Here is a 15,684-nt window from a genome sequence, read left to right as displayed (position 1 = left end):
CTGATCATGCGACGTTTACTCCCCCATCCGATCGTCACACCTGTCCTCGCCGTTATTTGGCTGCTACTGGTGAATAGCACTGGTGCCGGGCATATTCTTTTGGGGATATTGCTGGGCTGGGCTATCCCCTTCTTTACCTTGCAATTCTGGCCGGACAAAGTCACCATTTACAAGCCGCTGACCCTGCTGCGCTTCACTGCTATCGTCTTCATTGATATTTTACTGGCCAATTTTATTGTGGCACGCCTGATTCTTGGCAGCCCAAGTCGGCTCAAACCGGCTTTCGTGGCAATCCCGCTGGCGCTGAAGTCAGATATCGCCATCAGCCTGCTCGCCAACACCATCAGCCTGACGCCGGGCACAGTGTCAGCCCTGCTGACGGCAGACCGCCAGCACCTGGTTGTACATGCCTTGGATGTTGATGATGCTGCCAGCCTGATAGCGGCCATTAAAGAACGTTACGAAAAACCGTTAAAGGAGATTTTTGAAAAATGCTGAACTACGCACTGATGATTGCATTTGCATTGGTCTCGGCCGCGGTTGCCCTTAGTTTCTGGCGACTGTTCCGCGGGCCGGATACACCTGACCGCATACTGGCTCTGGACACCCTATATATCAATACCATTGCTTTGCTGATATTGCTTGGCATTTACCTGAAAAGCGCACTGTATTTTGAAGCGGCGCTACTGATCGCCCTGATGGGCTTTGTTGGTACCGTTGCATTGTGCAAGTATCTGCTAAGAGGCGACATCATCGAATAAGACTATGCAAGAATATCTTTTATCATTTCTGATTGTGACGGGTGCCGTCTTCACCTTTATCGGCTCGCTGGGTCTGGCACGGCTGCGTGATTTTTATACCCGCCTGCACGGCCCGACCAAGGCGACAACGCTGGGCGTAGGCTGCCTGCTGATAGCATCTGCTGTTTTTTTCAGCACTCAGGGCGAACAACTTAGCCTGCATGAAATGCTGATTACGCTGTTCCTGTTCATTACCGCCCCGGTGAGCGCCCACCTTCTCGCTAAAGCCGCTCTGCACCTGCGATTGAAATCGCTGGCTGCGATACCAAAGAAAGCTGAAGAGTAAAATTACCACTGTTTGCTTGATAAAATATTCAAACCAGCATCAGCACAAATTGACTTCTTAACAAACATCCATTTTAGAGTTTTAAGGGCTAAACTTTGTCGAGTTCAACCCTGTTTAATACGCTATTTACGTGAATTTAATGCTACTTTAGTTTTAATTTCCGTTCCACTCTGCTGCAACTCAACAGGCACTATCTGCCCGGCATAGCGCTTCACAGCAGCAAACAAATCATCGGCTTTAACCAACTCAATGTCGCCAACTTTCAGCAGCGTATCGCCTTTTACTATATTTGCTTTTGCCGCTGGCGAATCTTTTATCACTGCAATCACTTTCAAACCTTTTTCTTCTATTTTAACTTCACTGTCATCCGAAGCCGCTTTTACAAGCTTAATCACATGCACGCCAAATAGTGGCATAGGCAACTTAGCCCAGTAACTTGCATAATATTGGTATTCAGTTGGCCCTTCTACCATATCTTTTTCATCAACTTCACCACCCTTTTTGGCAGCCTCTTTAATCAATTCAATTTTAGAGTTACTCTTTTTAGCTGATCCATATTTCCTGTAGACTAGAACCGTGTCAGCTTTAATAGCTTTGCCATGCTGCAAAGCATCTTCAACAGGTGCATCTATCTCGTTAAAGCCAGTTGAACCCATCATGTCATAGCCATCTTCAAGCATGCTGATATTGTCATCTTCTTTATGATTACTCAAATACATTTTGGTATCGGGGTTAGCGGTTTGAGACTTTAGTTGATAACCATTTTGCTCTTTATAGTTTTTTGCATATAAATTTTGCTTGGCTATATTAGCTTCTGCCGCATGTAATTGCGTGACAACAAGTAAAGTGCCTAAGCCAAGTAGGCAGCACAGCATTAATCCTGTCGTTATTTTTTTTCTAGCCAATATTTGAGCTCTGGCCGAAGATTTATTGGTAAAATTTTGAGCATTAGGCAGCATGAAAAAATCCTTTAATGTTGGTAATGGTATGATTGAAACTTAACGTATTACTACTGACAGACGAATGACAAAAGAATTCATTAAAATTGGTTTAGTTTCCATTAGCGACCGTGCAAGTAGCGGTGTATATGAAGACCTTGGATTACCAACCCTCAAAAACTGGCTAGATAACGCACTGATAACGCCTTCACAAATTGTTGCGCGATTGATTGCCGACGAACAAACCGAGATTGAATCTACCCTCATTGATTTAGTAGACCACGAAAACTGCAGCTTGATTTTAACCACAGGCGGTACAGGCCCAGCATTACGCGATGTAACGCCAGAAGCCACCCTGGCAGTTGCAGATAGAGAAATGCCGGGCTTTGGTGAGCAAATGCGGCAAATCAGTTTAAATTTTGTACCCACGGCTATTTTATCGCGACAAGTTGCAGTCATCCGCAAGCAATCTCTAATCATTAACTTACCTGGGCAACCCAAAGCCATCGCACAGACTCTAGAAGGTTTAAAAGATGACGCTGGCAACCAAATGGTTCACGGTATATTTGCCGCTGTGCCCTATTGCTTAGATTTACTTGGCACAAAAGAAACACCAACACCCTATATTGAAACCAACGAGGCCATCGTTAAAGCGTTCAGACCTAAATCAGCCCTGAAATCTCCAGCTTAAATACCATGTCCGAATTTGATTTAATTCATCAGTACTTCACCCGCCCAACTCGCCACACCAATTTGAGTGTGGGTGATGACGCAGCTTTGATTTCCATAACTAAAGGTATGGAACTCGCCATTTCGGCAGATATGCTGGTAGCAGGCACTCACTTTTTTGCAGATTGCGACCCATACCAATTAGGCTGGAAATCACTGGCAGTGAATGTATCTGACATGGCGGCGATGGGTGCCAATCCGAAATGGGCAACATTAGCGATTGCACTACCTGAAGTCAATCAACCATGGCTAGCTGAATTTTCAAAAGGCTTTTTTGCCTGTGCAGATGATTTTAATGTCGATTTAATCGGCGGTGATACGACACGTGGACCACTCACTATCAGCGTGCAGATTATGGGTGAAGTTCCAGCGGGCAAGGCAATTAAACGCAGTGGTGCCAAAGTGAATGATGAGATTTGGGTAAGTGGTACGCTTGGTGATGCGGCAATGGCTTTAGCGGTAATGCAACAACGCTTTAATTTAGCCCGCTCAGATTTAAACCAAATCGAAAATGCCTTACACACGCCGCAACCTAGAGTGGCGCTAGGTCAGGCGTTACATGGTGTAGCAAACAGCGCAATTGATATTTCTGATGGCTTGCTGGCAGACTTAGGGCACATATTAAAAGCCTCTAAACTTGGTGCAATTATCCGTTTAGACCAAGTGCCAATATCGGACACTGTGCATAAAAACCTTCATCTTAAACAAGTAAAAAACATGGTGCTTGCTGGTGGTGATGATTATGAACTATGTTTTACTGCGCCTTCTAATCAACATGCTGAAATTGCAAACTTAAGTAAAACCTTGAATCTGGCTTTAAGTCATATTGGGCAAATTACGGCTAACACAGATCTGATTGTGCGTGGACTTGATAATGAAATTTTAGATATTAAGGAAACTGGTTTTGACCACTTCAATTAAACAGCCAAACGTGCAGTTTTTATTACAGAACCCCGCTCATTTTTTTGGATTAGGCTTTGGCAGCGGCTTAGCCCCCAAAGCGCCCGGCACATTCGGCACGCTGGTTGGCCTGCCCTTGTTTTGGCTTGTTTCTGTTTATGCTTTGTCGACGCAGCTCATCGTCATTGCCGTGCTATTTTTAATCGGCATTTACTTTTGCGATATCACGGGAAAATCCCTGGGAGTATCTGACCACGGCAGTATTGTTTGGGATGAAATTGTAGCGATGATGCTAGTGCTTACTTTCACACCTAACCAATGGCAATGGTGGCTGGCTGCATTTCTATTATTTAGATTATTTGATATTTGGAAGCCATTTCCAATCAGGCAGTTTGATGCCAAACTCAAAAATGGATTCGGCGTAATGTTTGATGATTTACTCGCTGCAATCTACGCCATTATTGGCTTGCAGGGATTGGTATGGGCAGTTGCGCATGAATGATGCTGCGTTATCTAACTTAGCGATTGAACTTGGCGCCGCGCTTAAGGCACGAGGTTATACGCTAGCTTTGGCTGAATCATGCACTGGCGGTATGGCTGCACAAGCTGTGACTAGCATCGCTGGAAGCTCTGCGTGGTTTGATCGTGGTTTTGTGACTTACAGCAACCAAGCTAAAGTAGAGATGCTGGGCGTATCAAGCCAAACCTTAGAAAAATATGGTGCGGTCAGCGAACAAGCAGCGAGAGAAATGGCATTAGGTGCCATCAATAACAGTCAGGCGCAAATTGCTGGCAGCATTACAGGAATTGCTGGGCCTGATGGCGGGACATTAGAAAAGCCTGTTGGTGCGGTCTGTTTTGCCTGGGCAGAAAAAAATACACCCATATCAACAATTACCCTACACTTCAGCGGCTCTCGCGAAGAAATTCGCCAACAAGCCACCATCGCTATGATGATGGGGCTTCTTGACAGATTAAATCGTTCAGCTGCTAAGCCTTTACAGAATTAATGACGCCCACCGTGGTGTTCATGACCCCCACGATTCCAACCACTATAATCCCTGCCGTGATGCTCACGACCACCATGGCCCCAACCTCGATGACGGTCACGATAGCCAGCGCCTTGATATCCATAAGACACTACTGGCGCATAACGTATGACTTGCGTTGGCTGGTAATAGGCTGTGGGCGCACCATAGTATATAGTTTGAGGATATATCACTGTTGGCACTTGCGAATATCCGATGACATATCCTGGAGAATGGCCAATAGCAGGCGCTGGATAGCCGTACCCGCCAACATTGATGCCTACACTAAATGAATCACGCGCATAAGCGCTTGAAACTGATGTCACACAAATTGTCAAAGCCAAAATTATTGAATGTAATATTTTCATCGTTATCTCCGTTCAAAAAATCTAAAATATATAAATACTTAACGTGCTGCATTTAATATCGTTGACCTGATGACTAACTAACGGGCCCTTTACATTTCTAGTCAAAAACTGCTTATGATTTACTTTGTATTACCTCTTTCAACGCTCCTTTGGCACGGTTTATTATGGTCACTAGTAACAACAGCACCACAACCATCAATAGCCAATTCACCCAAGCACCAAACGGGGTGCCTAGTCCCAATGCGAGAGCCATGGCACCTAACCAAAATGCTCTATCACTTTTACCCATAGGGCCTTGATACTGGCGTTTTGCGCCTATCTGCACAGCAACCACGCCCATCATTTCACTGATAGTTGCTAATAAAACCACTATCACTACTAGTATCGGCCATATATTTGATAGCAATGCCAGTGGCAAATAAAGCGCCGCATCTGCAACCACATCACCCAACTCATTCAATATCGCGCCCAATTTCGATTGCTGAGCATGTTCTCGCGCCAGCATGCCATCAATGGCATTTAAGCCCATGCGCAGAAACAGCACCAAAGGCAGAATCAACAAAGACCATGCGGCGTTTGGCTGCCAAACGATTAATGCTCCTCCAATAAAAGATAAGATTACCGCCGCTATCGTCACTTGATTTGCAGTAATGCCTGCGTGCGCAAGTACATTCACAACTGGCCTTAGCAAAGCTTGAAATCGTGGTTTTAAATCGTAGACTGAAGGCAAAATAAATTCCTTATTCATTTGTTTTTATTCAAGAAGCATTATGCCATTGCACACGATTCAAAGCTAAACTATACGTAAGCACTCGATTTTAATTGGGACCAGCATTTAGATGTCACTACATTTACCTCAAAAACAATAATTTACAATTACTTAATCACATACTAAATTCACATTTAATCGCAATCTAAAGCTACTAGAGCCTTACTTTAGGGGCGAATTTATGGAATAATCATGCGATTAACTTAGCAACAAATATCAAGGGCGACACATGGACGAAAATAAAAGCAAAGCACTCACCGCAGCACTCGCGCAAATTGAAAAGCAGTTTGGCAAGGGCTCCATTATGCGCATGGGTGATAGCGATATTGGCGAAGATATTCAAGCCGTTTCTACCGGCTCATTAGGCCTTGATATTGCTTTGGGCATCGGCGGTTTGCCGCGCGGTCGCGTGATTGAAATTTATGGCCCTGAGTCATCCGGTAAAACAACATTAACGCTATCTGTTATCGCACAAATGCAAAAAACGGGTGGAGTTGCAGCATTTATTGATGCCGAGCATGCCTTAGACCCGCAATATGCAGCTAAGCTAGGCGTGAATGTTCCAGATTTGCTTATATCTCAGCCAGATACTGGTGAGCAGGCATTAGAAATTGTCGACATGCTAGTGCGTTCAGGCTCTGTTGACATTGTAGTCATTGACTCAGTGGCAGCGCTGACTCCACGTGCCGAAATTGAAGGTGAAATGGGTGATTCTCATATGGGCTTACAAGCTCGCTTAATGAGTCAGGCTTTACGCAAACTTACAGGTAATATTAAGCGTACCAATACCATGGTGATTTTTATTAACCAAATCCGTATGAAAATTGGCGTGATGTTTGGCAATCCTGAAACTACCACTGGAGGTAACGCACTCAAGTTCTACGCATCAGTTCGTTTAGATATACGTCGCACGGGTGCGATTAAAAAAGGCGATGAAGTCATCGGTAGTGAAACCCGTGTAAAAGTCATTAAAAACAAAGTCGCTCCACCATTCAAACAAGCTGAATTTGATATTCTGTATGGCGAAGGTATTTCACGCGAAGGCGAGATTATTGAACTTGGCGCCAATTTGAAACTGGTTGAAAAAGCAGGTTCTTGGTATAGCTACAATGGCGAAAAAATCGGTCAAGGTAAAGATAATGCCCGTGAATATCTAAGGTCTCACCCAGCAATCGCCAATGAGATTGATGCAAAAATTCGCGCCAACATGAAATCGTTAAGCGAAGCAATGCCAGCAGTACGCTCTGAAGAAGACTAAACCAATAACGAGGCTGCATAATAGAATTTAAACCAAAAAGTCTAAGGCAGCGAGCGCTTGATTATTTGGGTAAGCGCGAGTATTCATATTTTGAACTCGCGCAAAAACTCAAGTCTTTTGCAGAAGAATCCGATGACAGCTCTGCCAATGATAAAATATCGGTAATACTGGATGATTTTAAAAAACGTGGCTGGTTAAGTGACGCAAGATTTACCGAACAATTAGTGCATGCACGGCAATCAAAGTTTGGCAGCACACGCGTTGCTAATGAATTACGTGAAAAAGGTGTGGCGGATGATTTAATTGCCAACGCCGTTGAAGAAATAAAAGTAAATGAACTAGATAACGCACGTGAAGTATGTCGCAAAAAATTTAAAGCCAGCCCTGGTAGTCGTGAAGATTGGGCAAAACAGGCACGATTTTTACAAAGCCGTGGTTTTGGTTTTGATGTAATCAAAAAAGTATTAAACGAACAGGCCAGTGATAATTAAGCAGTGTGAATTAAATCCAACGACAACTAAACAATGACAATTAAACTTAGCAGCAACCCAACTAGCAACGAAATCCGCCAAGCGTTTCTCGACTTTTTTGCATCAAAAGGCCATCAAATCGTAGCGTCCAGCTCGCTTGTACCTCACGGCGACCCTACTCTGCTATTCACCAACGCAGGCATGAACCAATTTAAAGACGTGTTTTTAGGATTTGATAAACGCCCCTACACCCGCGCCACATCCAGCCAAAAGTGTGTACGGGCGGGCGGCAAACACAACGACCTTGAAAATGTCGGCTACACTGCTCGCCATCACACGTTTTTTGAGATGCTGGGCAACTTTAGCTTTGGCGATTATTTCAAAGAAGAAGCGATTGCCTACGCTTGGGAATTGCTCACTGAAGTCTTCAAACTGCCAAAAGAAAAACTCACTGTCACAGTTTATGCTGATGACGATGAAGCTTATAACATTTGGCACGACTCAATAGGCGTGCCTGCAGAGCGTATCATTCGCATTGGCGATAACAAAGGGGCTCGTTACGCTTCTGACAACTTCTGGATGATGGGTGATACCGGCCCATGCGGCCCCTGTACCGAAATATTCTACGATCACGGCGACCACCATTTTGGCGGCCCGCCGGGCAGTCCAGATGAAGACGGCGACCGTTTCATCGAAATTTGGAATAACGTATTCATGCAGTTCAACCGCGATGAAGCGGGTGTGATGCATCCATTACCAAAACCATCTGTAGACACCGGCATGGGATTGGAACGCATTTCCGCCGTATTGCAACATGTACATGCCAACTACGAAACTGACATTTTCCAAGGTTTAATCACAGCCGCAGCGCGTGAAACCAAAATATCGGATTTATCTAGCCCGAGTTTAAAAGTACTGGCTGACCATATCCGCGCTTGTAGCTTCTTAATCGCTGATGGCGTAATTCCTGGCAATGAGGGCCGGGGTTACGTGCTACGCCGCATCATTCGTCGCGCCATTCGTCATGGATACAAACTAGGCGCGCGTACTGCTTTCTTCCATAAAATAGTGGCAGACTTGATTCGTGAAATGGGTGATGCTTACCCTGAACTTAAAACGGAACAAAAACGCATCACTGACATACTTAGAAATGAAGAAGACCGCTTTTTTGAAACCATTGAAAATGGCATGGAAATTCTGGAAACTGAGCTTTCCATTATGGATAAAGATAGCAATTCAACCTTCAATGGTGACCTTGCATTTAAACTACACGACACTTTCGGTTTCCCGCTTGATTTAACAGCAGATATTTGCCGCGAGCGCAATGTTACCGTAGATAGCGCTGCATTTGATGCAGCGATGACTCGCCAAAAAGAACAAGCTCGGGCTGCTGGCAAATTCAAAATGGCAGTTAACCTTGAATATAGTGGCGTCAATACTGAGTTCAAAGGTTATGACACGCTAGAGGCAACAGCCAAAGTCTTATCTCTCTATAAAGATGGTATTAATGTGAACCTCCTCACAGAAGGCGAACAGGGTATTGTAGTGTTAGACAACACACCTTTCTATGCAGAATCTGGTGGGCAGATTGGTGATAGCGGCGCACTAAAAAGCGATAACAGTATTTTTGCTGTTGAAGATACTCAAAAAATTCAAGCCGCCGTATTCGGCCATCATGGTATTTTAAAAACAGGTATCCTTAAGATTGGTGATTTTTTAAAAGCCAATGTAGATTTAACTGCGCGCGCAAATATCATGCGCAATCACTCAGCCACACACTTAATGCACAAAGCACTTCGCGAAACATTAGGCGAGCATGTGCAGCAAAAAGGTTCATTAGTTGACTCCGAAAAAACTCGCTTCGACTTTGTGCATAACGCACCCATGACCGATGCGGAAATTGCTCAGGTTGAAACCATTGTAAATGCGGAAATTCTTGCCAATGCTCCAACGCAAGCTCGCGTGATGGATATTGAATCTGCACAAAAAACAGGCGCAATGATGCTGTTTGGTGAAAAATATGGCGATGAAGTCCGTGTACTGGACATTGGTTCAAGTCGGGAGTTATGTGGCGGAACACACGTTACAAGAACAGGGGACATTGGCTTATTCAAAATCATCGGTGAATCTGGCGTGGCTGCTGGTGTACGTCGTTTAGAAGCAACGACCGGTAACGGTGCATTCAAGCTCATCAATACACAACAAGCGTTAATCATTCAGCTATCGAGCGAGCTTAAAGCGCCTGCTAACGAGATTGCTAATAAGGTTGCGCAATTGAGTGATCATGCAAAATCATTAGAGAAAGAATTAGCGCGTTTAAAATCTAAATTAGCTTCATCACAGGGTGATGATTTAGCGACACAAGCCATTGAAATGGCTGGTATAAAAATATTAGCCATAACGCTAGAAGGTGCTGATACAAACACATTGCGCGAAACGATGGATAAGCTAAAAGACAAACTAAAATCAGCCGCCATTGTCCTAGCAAGCGTCAATGATGGGAAAGTCAGCTTAGCAGCAGGTGTCACTGCAGATTTAATCGCTAAAATAAAAGCGGGGGAATTAGTGAATTTTGTAGCACAGCAAGTGGGTGGCAAAGGTGGCGGCAAGCCAGATATGGCCATGGCAGGCGGTATCGATGCTAGCCAGTTACCAAAAGCACTGGCGAGTGTAAAAGACTGGGTTGCGAGTAAAATCAGTTAACCCATAACAACTAAATTTAATTTAACTAAACTTTAATCATGTAATTTAAGAGCAAAAAATGGCATTAATCGTACAAAAATATGGCGGCACTTCAGTTGCCAACCCAGAGCGCATCCGTAATGTCGCCAGACGTGTAGCGCGTTATAAAGCAATGGGGCACCAGATTGTGGTGGTAGTATCAGCTATGTCTGGCGAAACCAACAAGTTGATTACGCTAGCCAAGGAACTCATGGCAGAGCCTGATCCGCGCGAATTAGACATGATTGTCTCAACTGGCGAACAAGTGACTATCGGCTTAACAGCATTAGCTTTAATTGAGCTTGGCATCAAAGCAAAAAGCTATACTGGTGCCCAAGTTAAAATTTTAACTGATGACTCATACACTAAAGCTCGCATTCTCAACATTGATCAACACAACCTTAAAGCAGATTTAGATGCTGGCTATGTATGCGTCGTTGCTGGCTTCCAAGGTGTAGATGAAAACGGCAACATCACTACGCTGGGTCGTGGCGGTTCAGATACGACTGGTGTGGCGCTAGCCGCCGCGCTAGGTGCAGACGAATGTCAGATCTACACAGACGTAGATGGCGTATACACGACAGACCCTCGCGTGGTGCCTGAGGCGCGCCGCCTAAAATCAATCACTTTTGAAGAAATGCTTGAGTTAGCCAGCCAAGGTTCAAAAGTACTACAAATTCGTTCTGTTGAATTTGCAGGAAAATATAAAGTTAAGTTGCGTGTGCTCTCCAGTTTTGAAGACGAAGGCGATGGCACACTGATTACATTTGAGGAAGAAGAAAACATGGAACAACCCATTATTTCAGGCATTGCATTTAACCGTGATGAAGCCAAAATCACCGTACTAGGCGTGCCAGACAAACCAGGCATCGCTTACCAAATTCTAGGCCCAATTGCTGATGCCAATATTGATGTCGACATGATTATTCAAAATACCGGTGCAGATGGTACAACTGACTTCACATTTACCGTGCACAAAAACGAAATGAACAAAGCCTTGAATATTTTACGTGACAAAGTTCAAGGGCATATTGGCGCACGCGAAATCAGTGGCGATGACAAAATTGCTAAAGTCTCAGTAGTAGGTGTTGGCATGCGTTCACACGTAGGCATCGCTAGCCAGATGTTCCGCACTCTGGCTGAAGAAGGCATCAACATACAAATGATTTCCACATCAGAAATTAAAATTGCCGTAGTTGTAGATGAAAAATATTTAGAGCTAGCGGTACGTGTACTACACAAAGCATTTGAGCTAGAAGAAGCTTAAATTTAATTTCAATATTAAATAATTAGCTACAGTTCTTGATTTAGCTTTTGATTGATTATGCCATTGATTTTTGAGTGCTTATCAAGTAATATCGCGCCTCAATTAAGAATTATTAGTTGAAGCGTAAGTAAAATCAGAAAAACTGATAAGCACTACTAAGCCAGCATGCTGGCAACTGTTGCTAATAAACGGAGAGCTGGCCGAGTGGTCGAAGGCACTTCCCTGCTAAGGAAGCATACGGGCTTAAATCTGTATCGAGGGTTCGAATCCCTCGCTCTCCGCCAGTTTTAACTTAAAAACTGTGTTTTTTACTTTAAGAAATTAGCAGTATGTTGTATAATACTGCCCATGCGCCCGTAGCTCAGCTGGATAGAGTACTTGGCTACGAACCAAGGGGTCGGGCGTTCGAATCGCTCCGGGCGCACCAAATACCGGCAATAAAAACAAAGGCTTACAGTTTAACGACTGTGAGCCTTTTGTCTTTCTAGCTTTCCGCGTCCTAATCTCGTCCTAAAAAGATTTAAGTCATATACTCATATGGCATCTATACTGCGGGGTATAGCTTCGCAGAGATTTATGAGCATTCACCACCAACCGAACAACGGTAAGCCTTTACTTTTCACCAAATCCGCAAGCTCAAGCGATATTTCAAAAACCAGCACTTCTTCCGACTTCTTTTGCCCACGACTTTCCAAATAGCGCATGGCAACCACTTGGTTTTTGATGATTTGAATATCTTCACCTTTACCCTGCTTACGTAATTCCCACCCAGTGCCACTTTTAAAACGAATAGTATCGGTTGGTTTGCTAATTAAAATTAGCCCCGGCTCTAGGCTACATTTGAATTTAGCGGCTAATTTAGCCAGCGCTTTAGGAATAAGCTGATCATAAAGTAAGTGAAACCCTTCAAGGTCTCGCCCATAGCGAGATTTATGAACATTACCAGCTGTAAAAGCAACTCGGCGATGGCCTGATTGTAGTGCAATCCAAACAGCCAACTTAATGCCTAATTCATGCCATTCTTTTTTAAACGGCGCTTCTGGCGCAGCATCACTACCCTCATCCGATATAGTGGCAATGTCGTAATACCCATTATCTCGGCCAAGCGCATGCCAGTCACTTTGAATTTCATCAATCAATAACAATGGCTGATCTTTAGTATCTTTCCATTCAGAGGTGCGAATATGCAAGACTAGATTTTTGAGGTCAAAATGCGAGTTCTCAAAGGTCTCAGCCCAATCTGGCAGACATACGACCCATTCTTTGTAGCTACTATTTTTGCCAAGCAATGAATATCGCTCATAATAATTGTGAGGAGACTTGCTGCTATATGCACTAAACCTCTCCGCTGCAACTGTGTAGAGAAAATCTATTGCATCCACAGCATTTATATAGTCTTTATAAGGCTTGAATCGGTGCCAATGCTCATCAAAAACAACCCTGTTTTCACCACAACCAAACATCCCCGCAAACTTAAGTCTAACCACCTTGTAATTAAAAGATACCAGCTTGTGACAGCTGACAATCTCAGCATCAGAAAAAGTATCGAGAACCTTTTGTGGAATGGTTTCGCTTGAGAAAGCGGCCGACTGCAACGCAGGACGATAAGTTGTCGAGCGTTCTGTTTTGAGCGTGAATTGGCATGCAGACAATCCTTCTGCTGCTATATCTAGCAACTGCTCTTTGTTAATTTATGCGCGTCATCAAATTCAACAAGAAATTGTAATAATCCTGACCTCTCGATTTCCTCTTCACGCACTCCTTTCGCAGACACGATAGTCGCTATCCACTGTTGAGCAGGTGCTGAGCGCATACTAATCGTACGCAACCACTCAATCAAATTGGAATAGAGCTTAACTGGGTAATTATCAAATTTTCTACTATGTATCATTCACTTGTTCTTTTTGTATCAACGGCCAGCGATGATGACGCAACGTATACATATAGAATCACATAGTCATTTCAGCGCGGAACAAATAGCTTTTAATCCATCTAACGCGCCCATTGGCAAACTTACCCCTGAAGATGACCCTAGGTCTGAATCACGTGGGTTAATGCGAATCAACGGCCAGCCTATCATCTCGCCATAATTCCGCACAGTAGGAATATCCAGCCCTGCACCTAATTCAATGATGACTACATTTTTAGCACGAGCCAACCATTCGCTTAATGCTTGGCGTTGTATTTTGTATCGACTACCCGATAAGCCGAATAGTCGCTTGCAACAATATAGGCTCACCGAAAAAGGAAAAGTGTTATTGCGGGAATTGCTCAAAAATACGCTGGCATAAACTTATCGTTTTACCGATTTAAGGTTAAAAGGTGAGAGCGCTTTTTCGGCAGATTTTTTCACGCCCTCAATTGCTATAGATGAAAGCACATTGATACGCAAAGCTTGCTCATAGAGTTTTGCATTAGCAAGATGTGGATTCTGTTGTAGTAACGAATTTTTCTTCATCGCTAAACCGTACCGGGTAAATCCTTAGGGGTATTGTATTGATTTCCCGATAAAGCTTGCAGAGCTTTCTTCTCTGAAGTTTTTTTGCAACCCCATTGGAGAGTAGGGCGTTCTCAATCCGCCACAAAGCGCAAAAAATGGAAGCTCCGGCTCTGAAGGCCATTCATTCTTCAGAGGCAAGTCTATCGTACTGTTCTTTAGTAATTCCATAACGGCTATAGTCTGATTTATTTGGTAATAAAGCAATACATCAAGTCAATATTGATCGCGACATTTTAGATCGGCAGGCCAAAAAGGGCTGGTGTGCCAAAGTGATTGAGCAGTTGGCGCATGATCTGCGCACGGTATTTCCCTGTATGAAGGGAGTTTCACGCGCAAATATGATGTACATGCGCGCTTTTGCTGAGGCATGACCGGATGCCGAAATTATCCAGCAGCCTGTTGGACAATTGCCTTGGGTGTTAAATCAAAGCTTGATAAGCTAACAATAACGTAGCATAATTAGCTACATTTGAAGCCATAAAGGAAACGTCTTGTTATCATCCCTTTTGTTCAGTGAATACAGAAAGCGTGTCTTAGGTTTGCTATTGCTTAACCCTAATGCCAGCTATCATGTGCGCGAGCTTGCCAGGCTCACCAATACTGCACCTGGTACGCTACATAAAGAGCTTGCCAAACTAACAGTTGGTGGCATATTGCAAAGCAAGAAGGTTGGCAACCAGGTACATTATAGTGCCGATCTTGCATGTCCAATCTACGAAGAGTTAGCCAGCATTCTCCGTAAAACCTCAGGCTTGGCTGATGTGTTAGCAAAGGTATTGATTAGCGTCAAAGATCAAATAAGTGTCGCATTTGTATTCGGCTCGGTTGCGCGTGACGAGCAACAATCTAGTAGTGACGTAGATATAATGATCATCGGCTCATTAAGTTTTGGCGATGCCGTACAGTTATTGCACCCTACTCAGGCTATCCTGCAGCGTGAAATAAATCCAGCGGTATATTCAGCAGAAGAATTTGAACGTCGCATTAAAAATAACGATTCATTCCTTAATGAAGTGTTAGCTAAGCCGAAGTTGTTTATAATTGGTACTGAAAATGAGCTTAGACAATCTACTTAAAATAAATCAACTCCAAGTGCACGCCGTTACGCGTGAGGCTGCGTTGCGTTTGCTGGAAGCAGCCAAGCGTAACATCGCAGATGCACACATCAGTGCAGTCAGCGGAGAAAATAGGTTCGATGCTGCTTATAAATGCATTATGCAATGCGCGATGGTGGCACTATGGGTAAATGGCTATAGAACATCTACCAGTCAACCTGGGCACCATCAAACTGCTATTCAGACATTGCCGACGACCATTGGCTTGCCTCAAAGCACCGTAATTATTTTAGACGGCCTACGCAAGCAACGAAATATCAGTGATTATGAAGGTGATCCGGTTAGCGACCAAGCGGTGATTGAGTGCATTAAGCAGGCAGAAAATTTATATCAATTCGTGCTTGATTGGATAAAGATTAATCGAACGGATTTAGTATAAGCACCAAAACGGCTAAGTGTGAGTAGCGGCGTTATAAGTAATGTAGCAGCGCCAGACAACTTGTCCGCAAACATTTTTAGCTCAACTTGGCTTGCTATTTATACACGTCTAATGCTGGCGACCATTACTTTTCAGGTACTATCTGGCTTCACCCTC

General features: G+C 43.9%; 20 protein-coding genes and 2 tRNA genes. 16 read left to right on the top strand and 6 right to left on the bottom strand.

Annotation, left to right across the window (positions count from 1 at the left end; genetic code table 11):
- Positions 1 to 6: 6 nt before the first annotated feature.
- From Q8J82_RS04435 to Q8J82_RS04425, 3 genes are read left to right on the top strand one after another with little or no spacing between them, the layout of a single operon-like run.
- The gene (locus tag Q8J82_RS04435) at positions 7 to 498 is read left to right on the top strand and encodes a Na+/H+ antiporter subunit E (RefSeq protein WP_304909380.1); all 492 of its coding nucleotides are present in this window, start codon (positions 7 to 9) and stop codon (positions 496 to 498) included.
- Complete coding sequence (locus Q8J82_RS04430; RefSeq protein ID WP_304889966.1) at positions 492 to 761, top strand: K+/H+ antiporter subunit F; 270 nt, start codon at positions 492 to 494, stop codon at positions 759 to 761. The genes Q8J82_RS04435 and Q8J82_RS04430 overlap by 7 nt, the downstream gene beginning before the upstream one ends.
- Before the next feature lie 4 nt (positions 762 to 765).
- Entirely contained in the window at positions 766 to 1,086 is a 321-nt protein-coding gene (locus tag Q8J82_RS04425; RefSeq protein ID WP_304889967.1) for a Na+/H+ antiporter subunit G, read from the top strand.
- A 122-nt stretch (positions 1,087 to 1,208) separates the two neighbouring features.
- Here Q8J82_RS04425 and Q8J82_RS04420 read toward each other — a convergent pair whose 3' ends face one another.
- Positions 1,209 to 2,045, bottom strand: coding sequence for a PDZ domain-containing protein (locus Q8J82_RS04420; protein ID WP_305327821.1), 837 nt, complete (start codon positions 2,043 to 2,045; stop codon positions 1,209 to 1,211).
- A gap of 64 nt (positions 2,046 to 2,109) precedes the next feature.
- On the opposite strand from Q8J82_RS04420, the gene mog reads away from it, so the two are divergent.
- Genes mog through Q8J82_RS04400 form a run of 4 tightly spaced genes read left to right on the top strand, consistent with a single transcriptional unit; the run spans position 2,110 to position 4,663 of the window.
- Positions 2,110 to 2,715, top strand: a complete 606-nt coding sequence (gene mog, locus Q8J82_RS04415; protein WP_305327820.1) for a molybdopterin adenylyltransferase — start codon at positions 2,110 to 2,112, stop codon at positions 2,713 to 2,715.
- 5 nt (positions 2,716 to 2,720) lie between these two features.
- Positions 2,721 to 3,674, top strand: coding sequence for a thiamine-phosphate kinase (gene thiL, locus Q8J82_RS04410; RefSeq protein ID WP_304909383.1), 954 nt, complete (start codon positions 2,721 to 2,723; stop codon positions 3,672 to 3,674).
- Complete coding sequence (locus Q8J82_RS04405; RefSeq protein ID WP_304909384.1) at positions 3,658 to 4,155, top strand: phosphatidylglycerophosphatase A; 498 nt, start codon at positions 3,658 to 3,660, stop codon at positions 4,153 to 4,155. The genes thiL and Q8J82_RS04405 overlap by 17 nt, the downstream gene beginning before the upstream one ends.
- Positions 4,148 to 4,663, top strand: a complete 516-nt coding sequence (locus tag Q8J82_RS04400; RefSeq protein ID WP_304909427.1) for a CinA family protein — start codon at positions 4,148 to 4,150, stop codon at positions 4,661 to 4,663. The genes Q8J82_RS04405 and Q8J82_RS04400 overlap by 8 nt, the downstream gene beginning before the upstream one ends.
- Here Q8J82_RS04400 and Q8J82_RS04395 read toward each other — a convergent pair.
- The gene (locus Q8J82_RS04395) at positions 4,660 to 5,049 is read right to left on the bottom strand and encodes a hypothetical protein (RefSeq protein ID WP_304889972.1); all 390 of its coding nucleotides are present in this window, start codon (positions 5,047 to 5,049) and stop codon (positions 4,660 to 4,662) included. The genes Q8J82_RS04400 and Q8J82_RS04395 overlap by 4 nt on opposite strands.
- A gap of 112 nt (positions 5,050 to 5,161) precedes the next feature.
- On the bottom strand, positions 5,162 to 5,779 hold the full coding sequence (locus Q8J82_RS04390) for a CDP-alcohol phosphatidyltransferase family protein (protein ID WP_305252034.1): 618 nt from the start codon (positions 5,777 to 5,779) through the stop codon (positions 5,162 to 5,164).
- Positions 5,780 to 6,047: 268 nt separating this feature from the next.
- Here Q8J82_RS04390 and recA point away from each other — a divergent pair, with 268 nt between their 5' ends.
- From recA to Q8J82_RS04360, 6 genes are all read left to right on the top strand, one after another.
- Positions 6,048 to 7,076 carry a recombinase RecA gene (recA, locus tag Q8J82_RS04385; RefSeq protein ID WP_305327819.1) on the top strand — a complete coding sequence of 343 codons (1,029 nt, stop codon included), beginning with the start codon at positions 6,048 to 6,050 and terminating at the stop codon, positions 7,074 to 7,076.
- Between the two features lie 20 nt (positions 7,077 to 7,096).
- Positions 7,097 to 7,567 carry a recombination regulator RecX gene (gene recX, locus Q8J82_RS04380; protein ID WP_304890589.1) on the top strand — a complete coding sequence of 157 codons (471 nt, stop codon included), beginning with the start codon at positions 7,097 to 7,099 and terminating at the stop codon, positions 7,565 to 7,567.
- Positions 7,568 to 7,600: 33 nt separating this feature from the next.
- Entirely contained in the window at positions 7,601 to 10,249 is a 2,649-nt protein-coding gene (alaS, locus tag Q8J82_RS04375; protein WP_305327818.1) for an alanine--tRNA ligase, read from the top strand.
- Between the two features lie 58 nt (positions 10,250 to 10,307).
- Positions 10,308 to 11,534: an aspartate kinase gene (locus Q8J82_RS04370; protein WP_304891910.1), complete on the top strand. Its 1,227-nt coding sequence runs from the start codon at positions 10,308 to 10,310 to the stop codon at positions 11,532 to 11,534.
- A gap of 190 nt (positions 11,535 to 11,724) precedes the next feature.
- Positions 11,725 to 11,818 (top strand) — tRNA-Ser (locus Q8J82_RS04365).
- A gap of 66 nt (positions 11,819 to 11,884) precedes the next feature.
- A tRNA-Arg gene (locus Q8J82_RS04360) sits at positions 11,885 to 11,961 on the top strand.
- Between the two features lie 157 nt (positions 11,962 to 12,118).
- On the opposite strand, the gene Q8J82_RS04355 is transcribed toward Q8J82_RS04360, so the two are convergent.
- The 3 genes from Q8J82_RS04355 to Q8J82_RS04345 form a co-directional block, all read right to left on the bottom strand.
- Positions 12,119 to 13,210: a hypothetical protein gene (locus Q8J82_RS04355; protein ID WP_304891911.1), complete on the bottom strand. Its 1,092-nt coding sequence runs from the start codon at positions 13,208 to 13,210 to the stop codon at positions 12,119 to 12,121.
- A gap of 281 nt (positions 13,211 to 13,491) precedes the next feature.
- Complete coding sequence (locus Q8J82_RS04350; RefSeq protein WP_304891912.1) at positions 13,492 to 13,809, bottom strand: hypothetical protein; 318 nt, start codon at positions 13,807 to 13,809, stop codon at positions 13,492 to 13,494.
- An 18-nt stretch (positions 13,810 to 13,827) separates the two neighbouring features.
- Positions 13,828 to 13,992 (bottom strand): hypothetical protein, encoded by a 165-nt coding sequence (locus tag Q8J82_RS04345; RefSeq protein WP_304891913.1) that lies wholly within the window; start codon positions 13,990 to 13,992, stop codon positions 13,828 to 13,830.
- 245 nt (positions 13,993 to 14,237) lie between these two features.
- Here Q8J82_RS04345 and Q8J82_RS13270 point away from each other — a divergent pair, with 245 nt between their 5' ends.
- From Q8J82_RS13270 to Q8J82_RS04335, 3 genes are all read left to right on the top strand, one after another.
- A complete protein-coding gene (locus Q8J82_RS13270) occupies positions 14,238 to 14,405 on the top strand; it encodes a DUF1016 N-terminal domain-containing protein (protein WP_370868625.1) in 168 nt (55 codons plus the stop codon).
- A 120-nt stretch (positions 14,406 to 14,525) separates the two neighbouring features.
- Entirely contained in the window at positions 14,526 to 15,110 is a 585-nt protein-coding gene (locus Q8J82_RS04340) for a nucleotidyltransferase domain-containing protein (protein WP_304891914.1), read from the top strand.
- Positions 15,088 to 15,528 carry a hypothetical protein gene (locus Q8J82_RS04335; RefSeq protein ID WP_304891915.1) on the top strand — a complete coding sequence of 147 codons (441 nt, stop codon included), beginning with the start codon at positions 15,088 to 15,090 and terminating at the stop codon, positions 15,526 to 15,528. Before Q8J82_RS04340 ends, Q8J82_RS04335 begins: the two co-directional genes overlap by 23 nt.
- Positions 15,529 to 15,684: the final 156 nt, after the last annotated feature.

Origin of the sequence: Methylotenera sp. (genome assembly GCF_030684185.1) — a bacterium.
Classification (GTDB): domain Bacteria; phylum Pseudomonadota; class Gammaproteobacteria; order Burkholderiales; family Methylophilaceae; genus Methylotenera.
The sequence above is the reverse complement of the archived record's forward strand: the minus strand, read 5'-3'. Positions and strand labels throughout refer to the sequence as shown.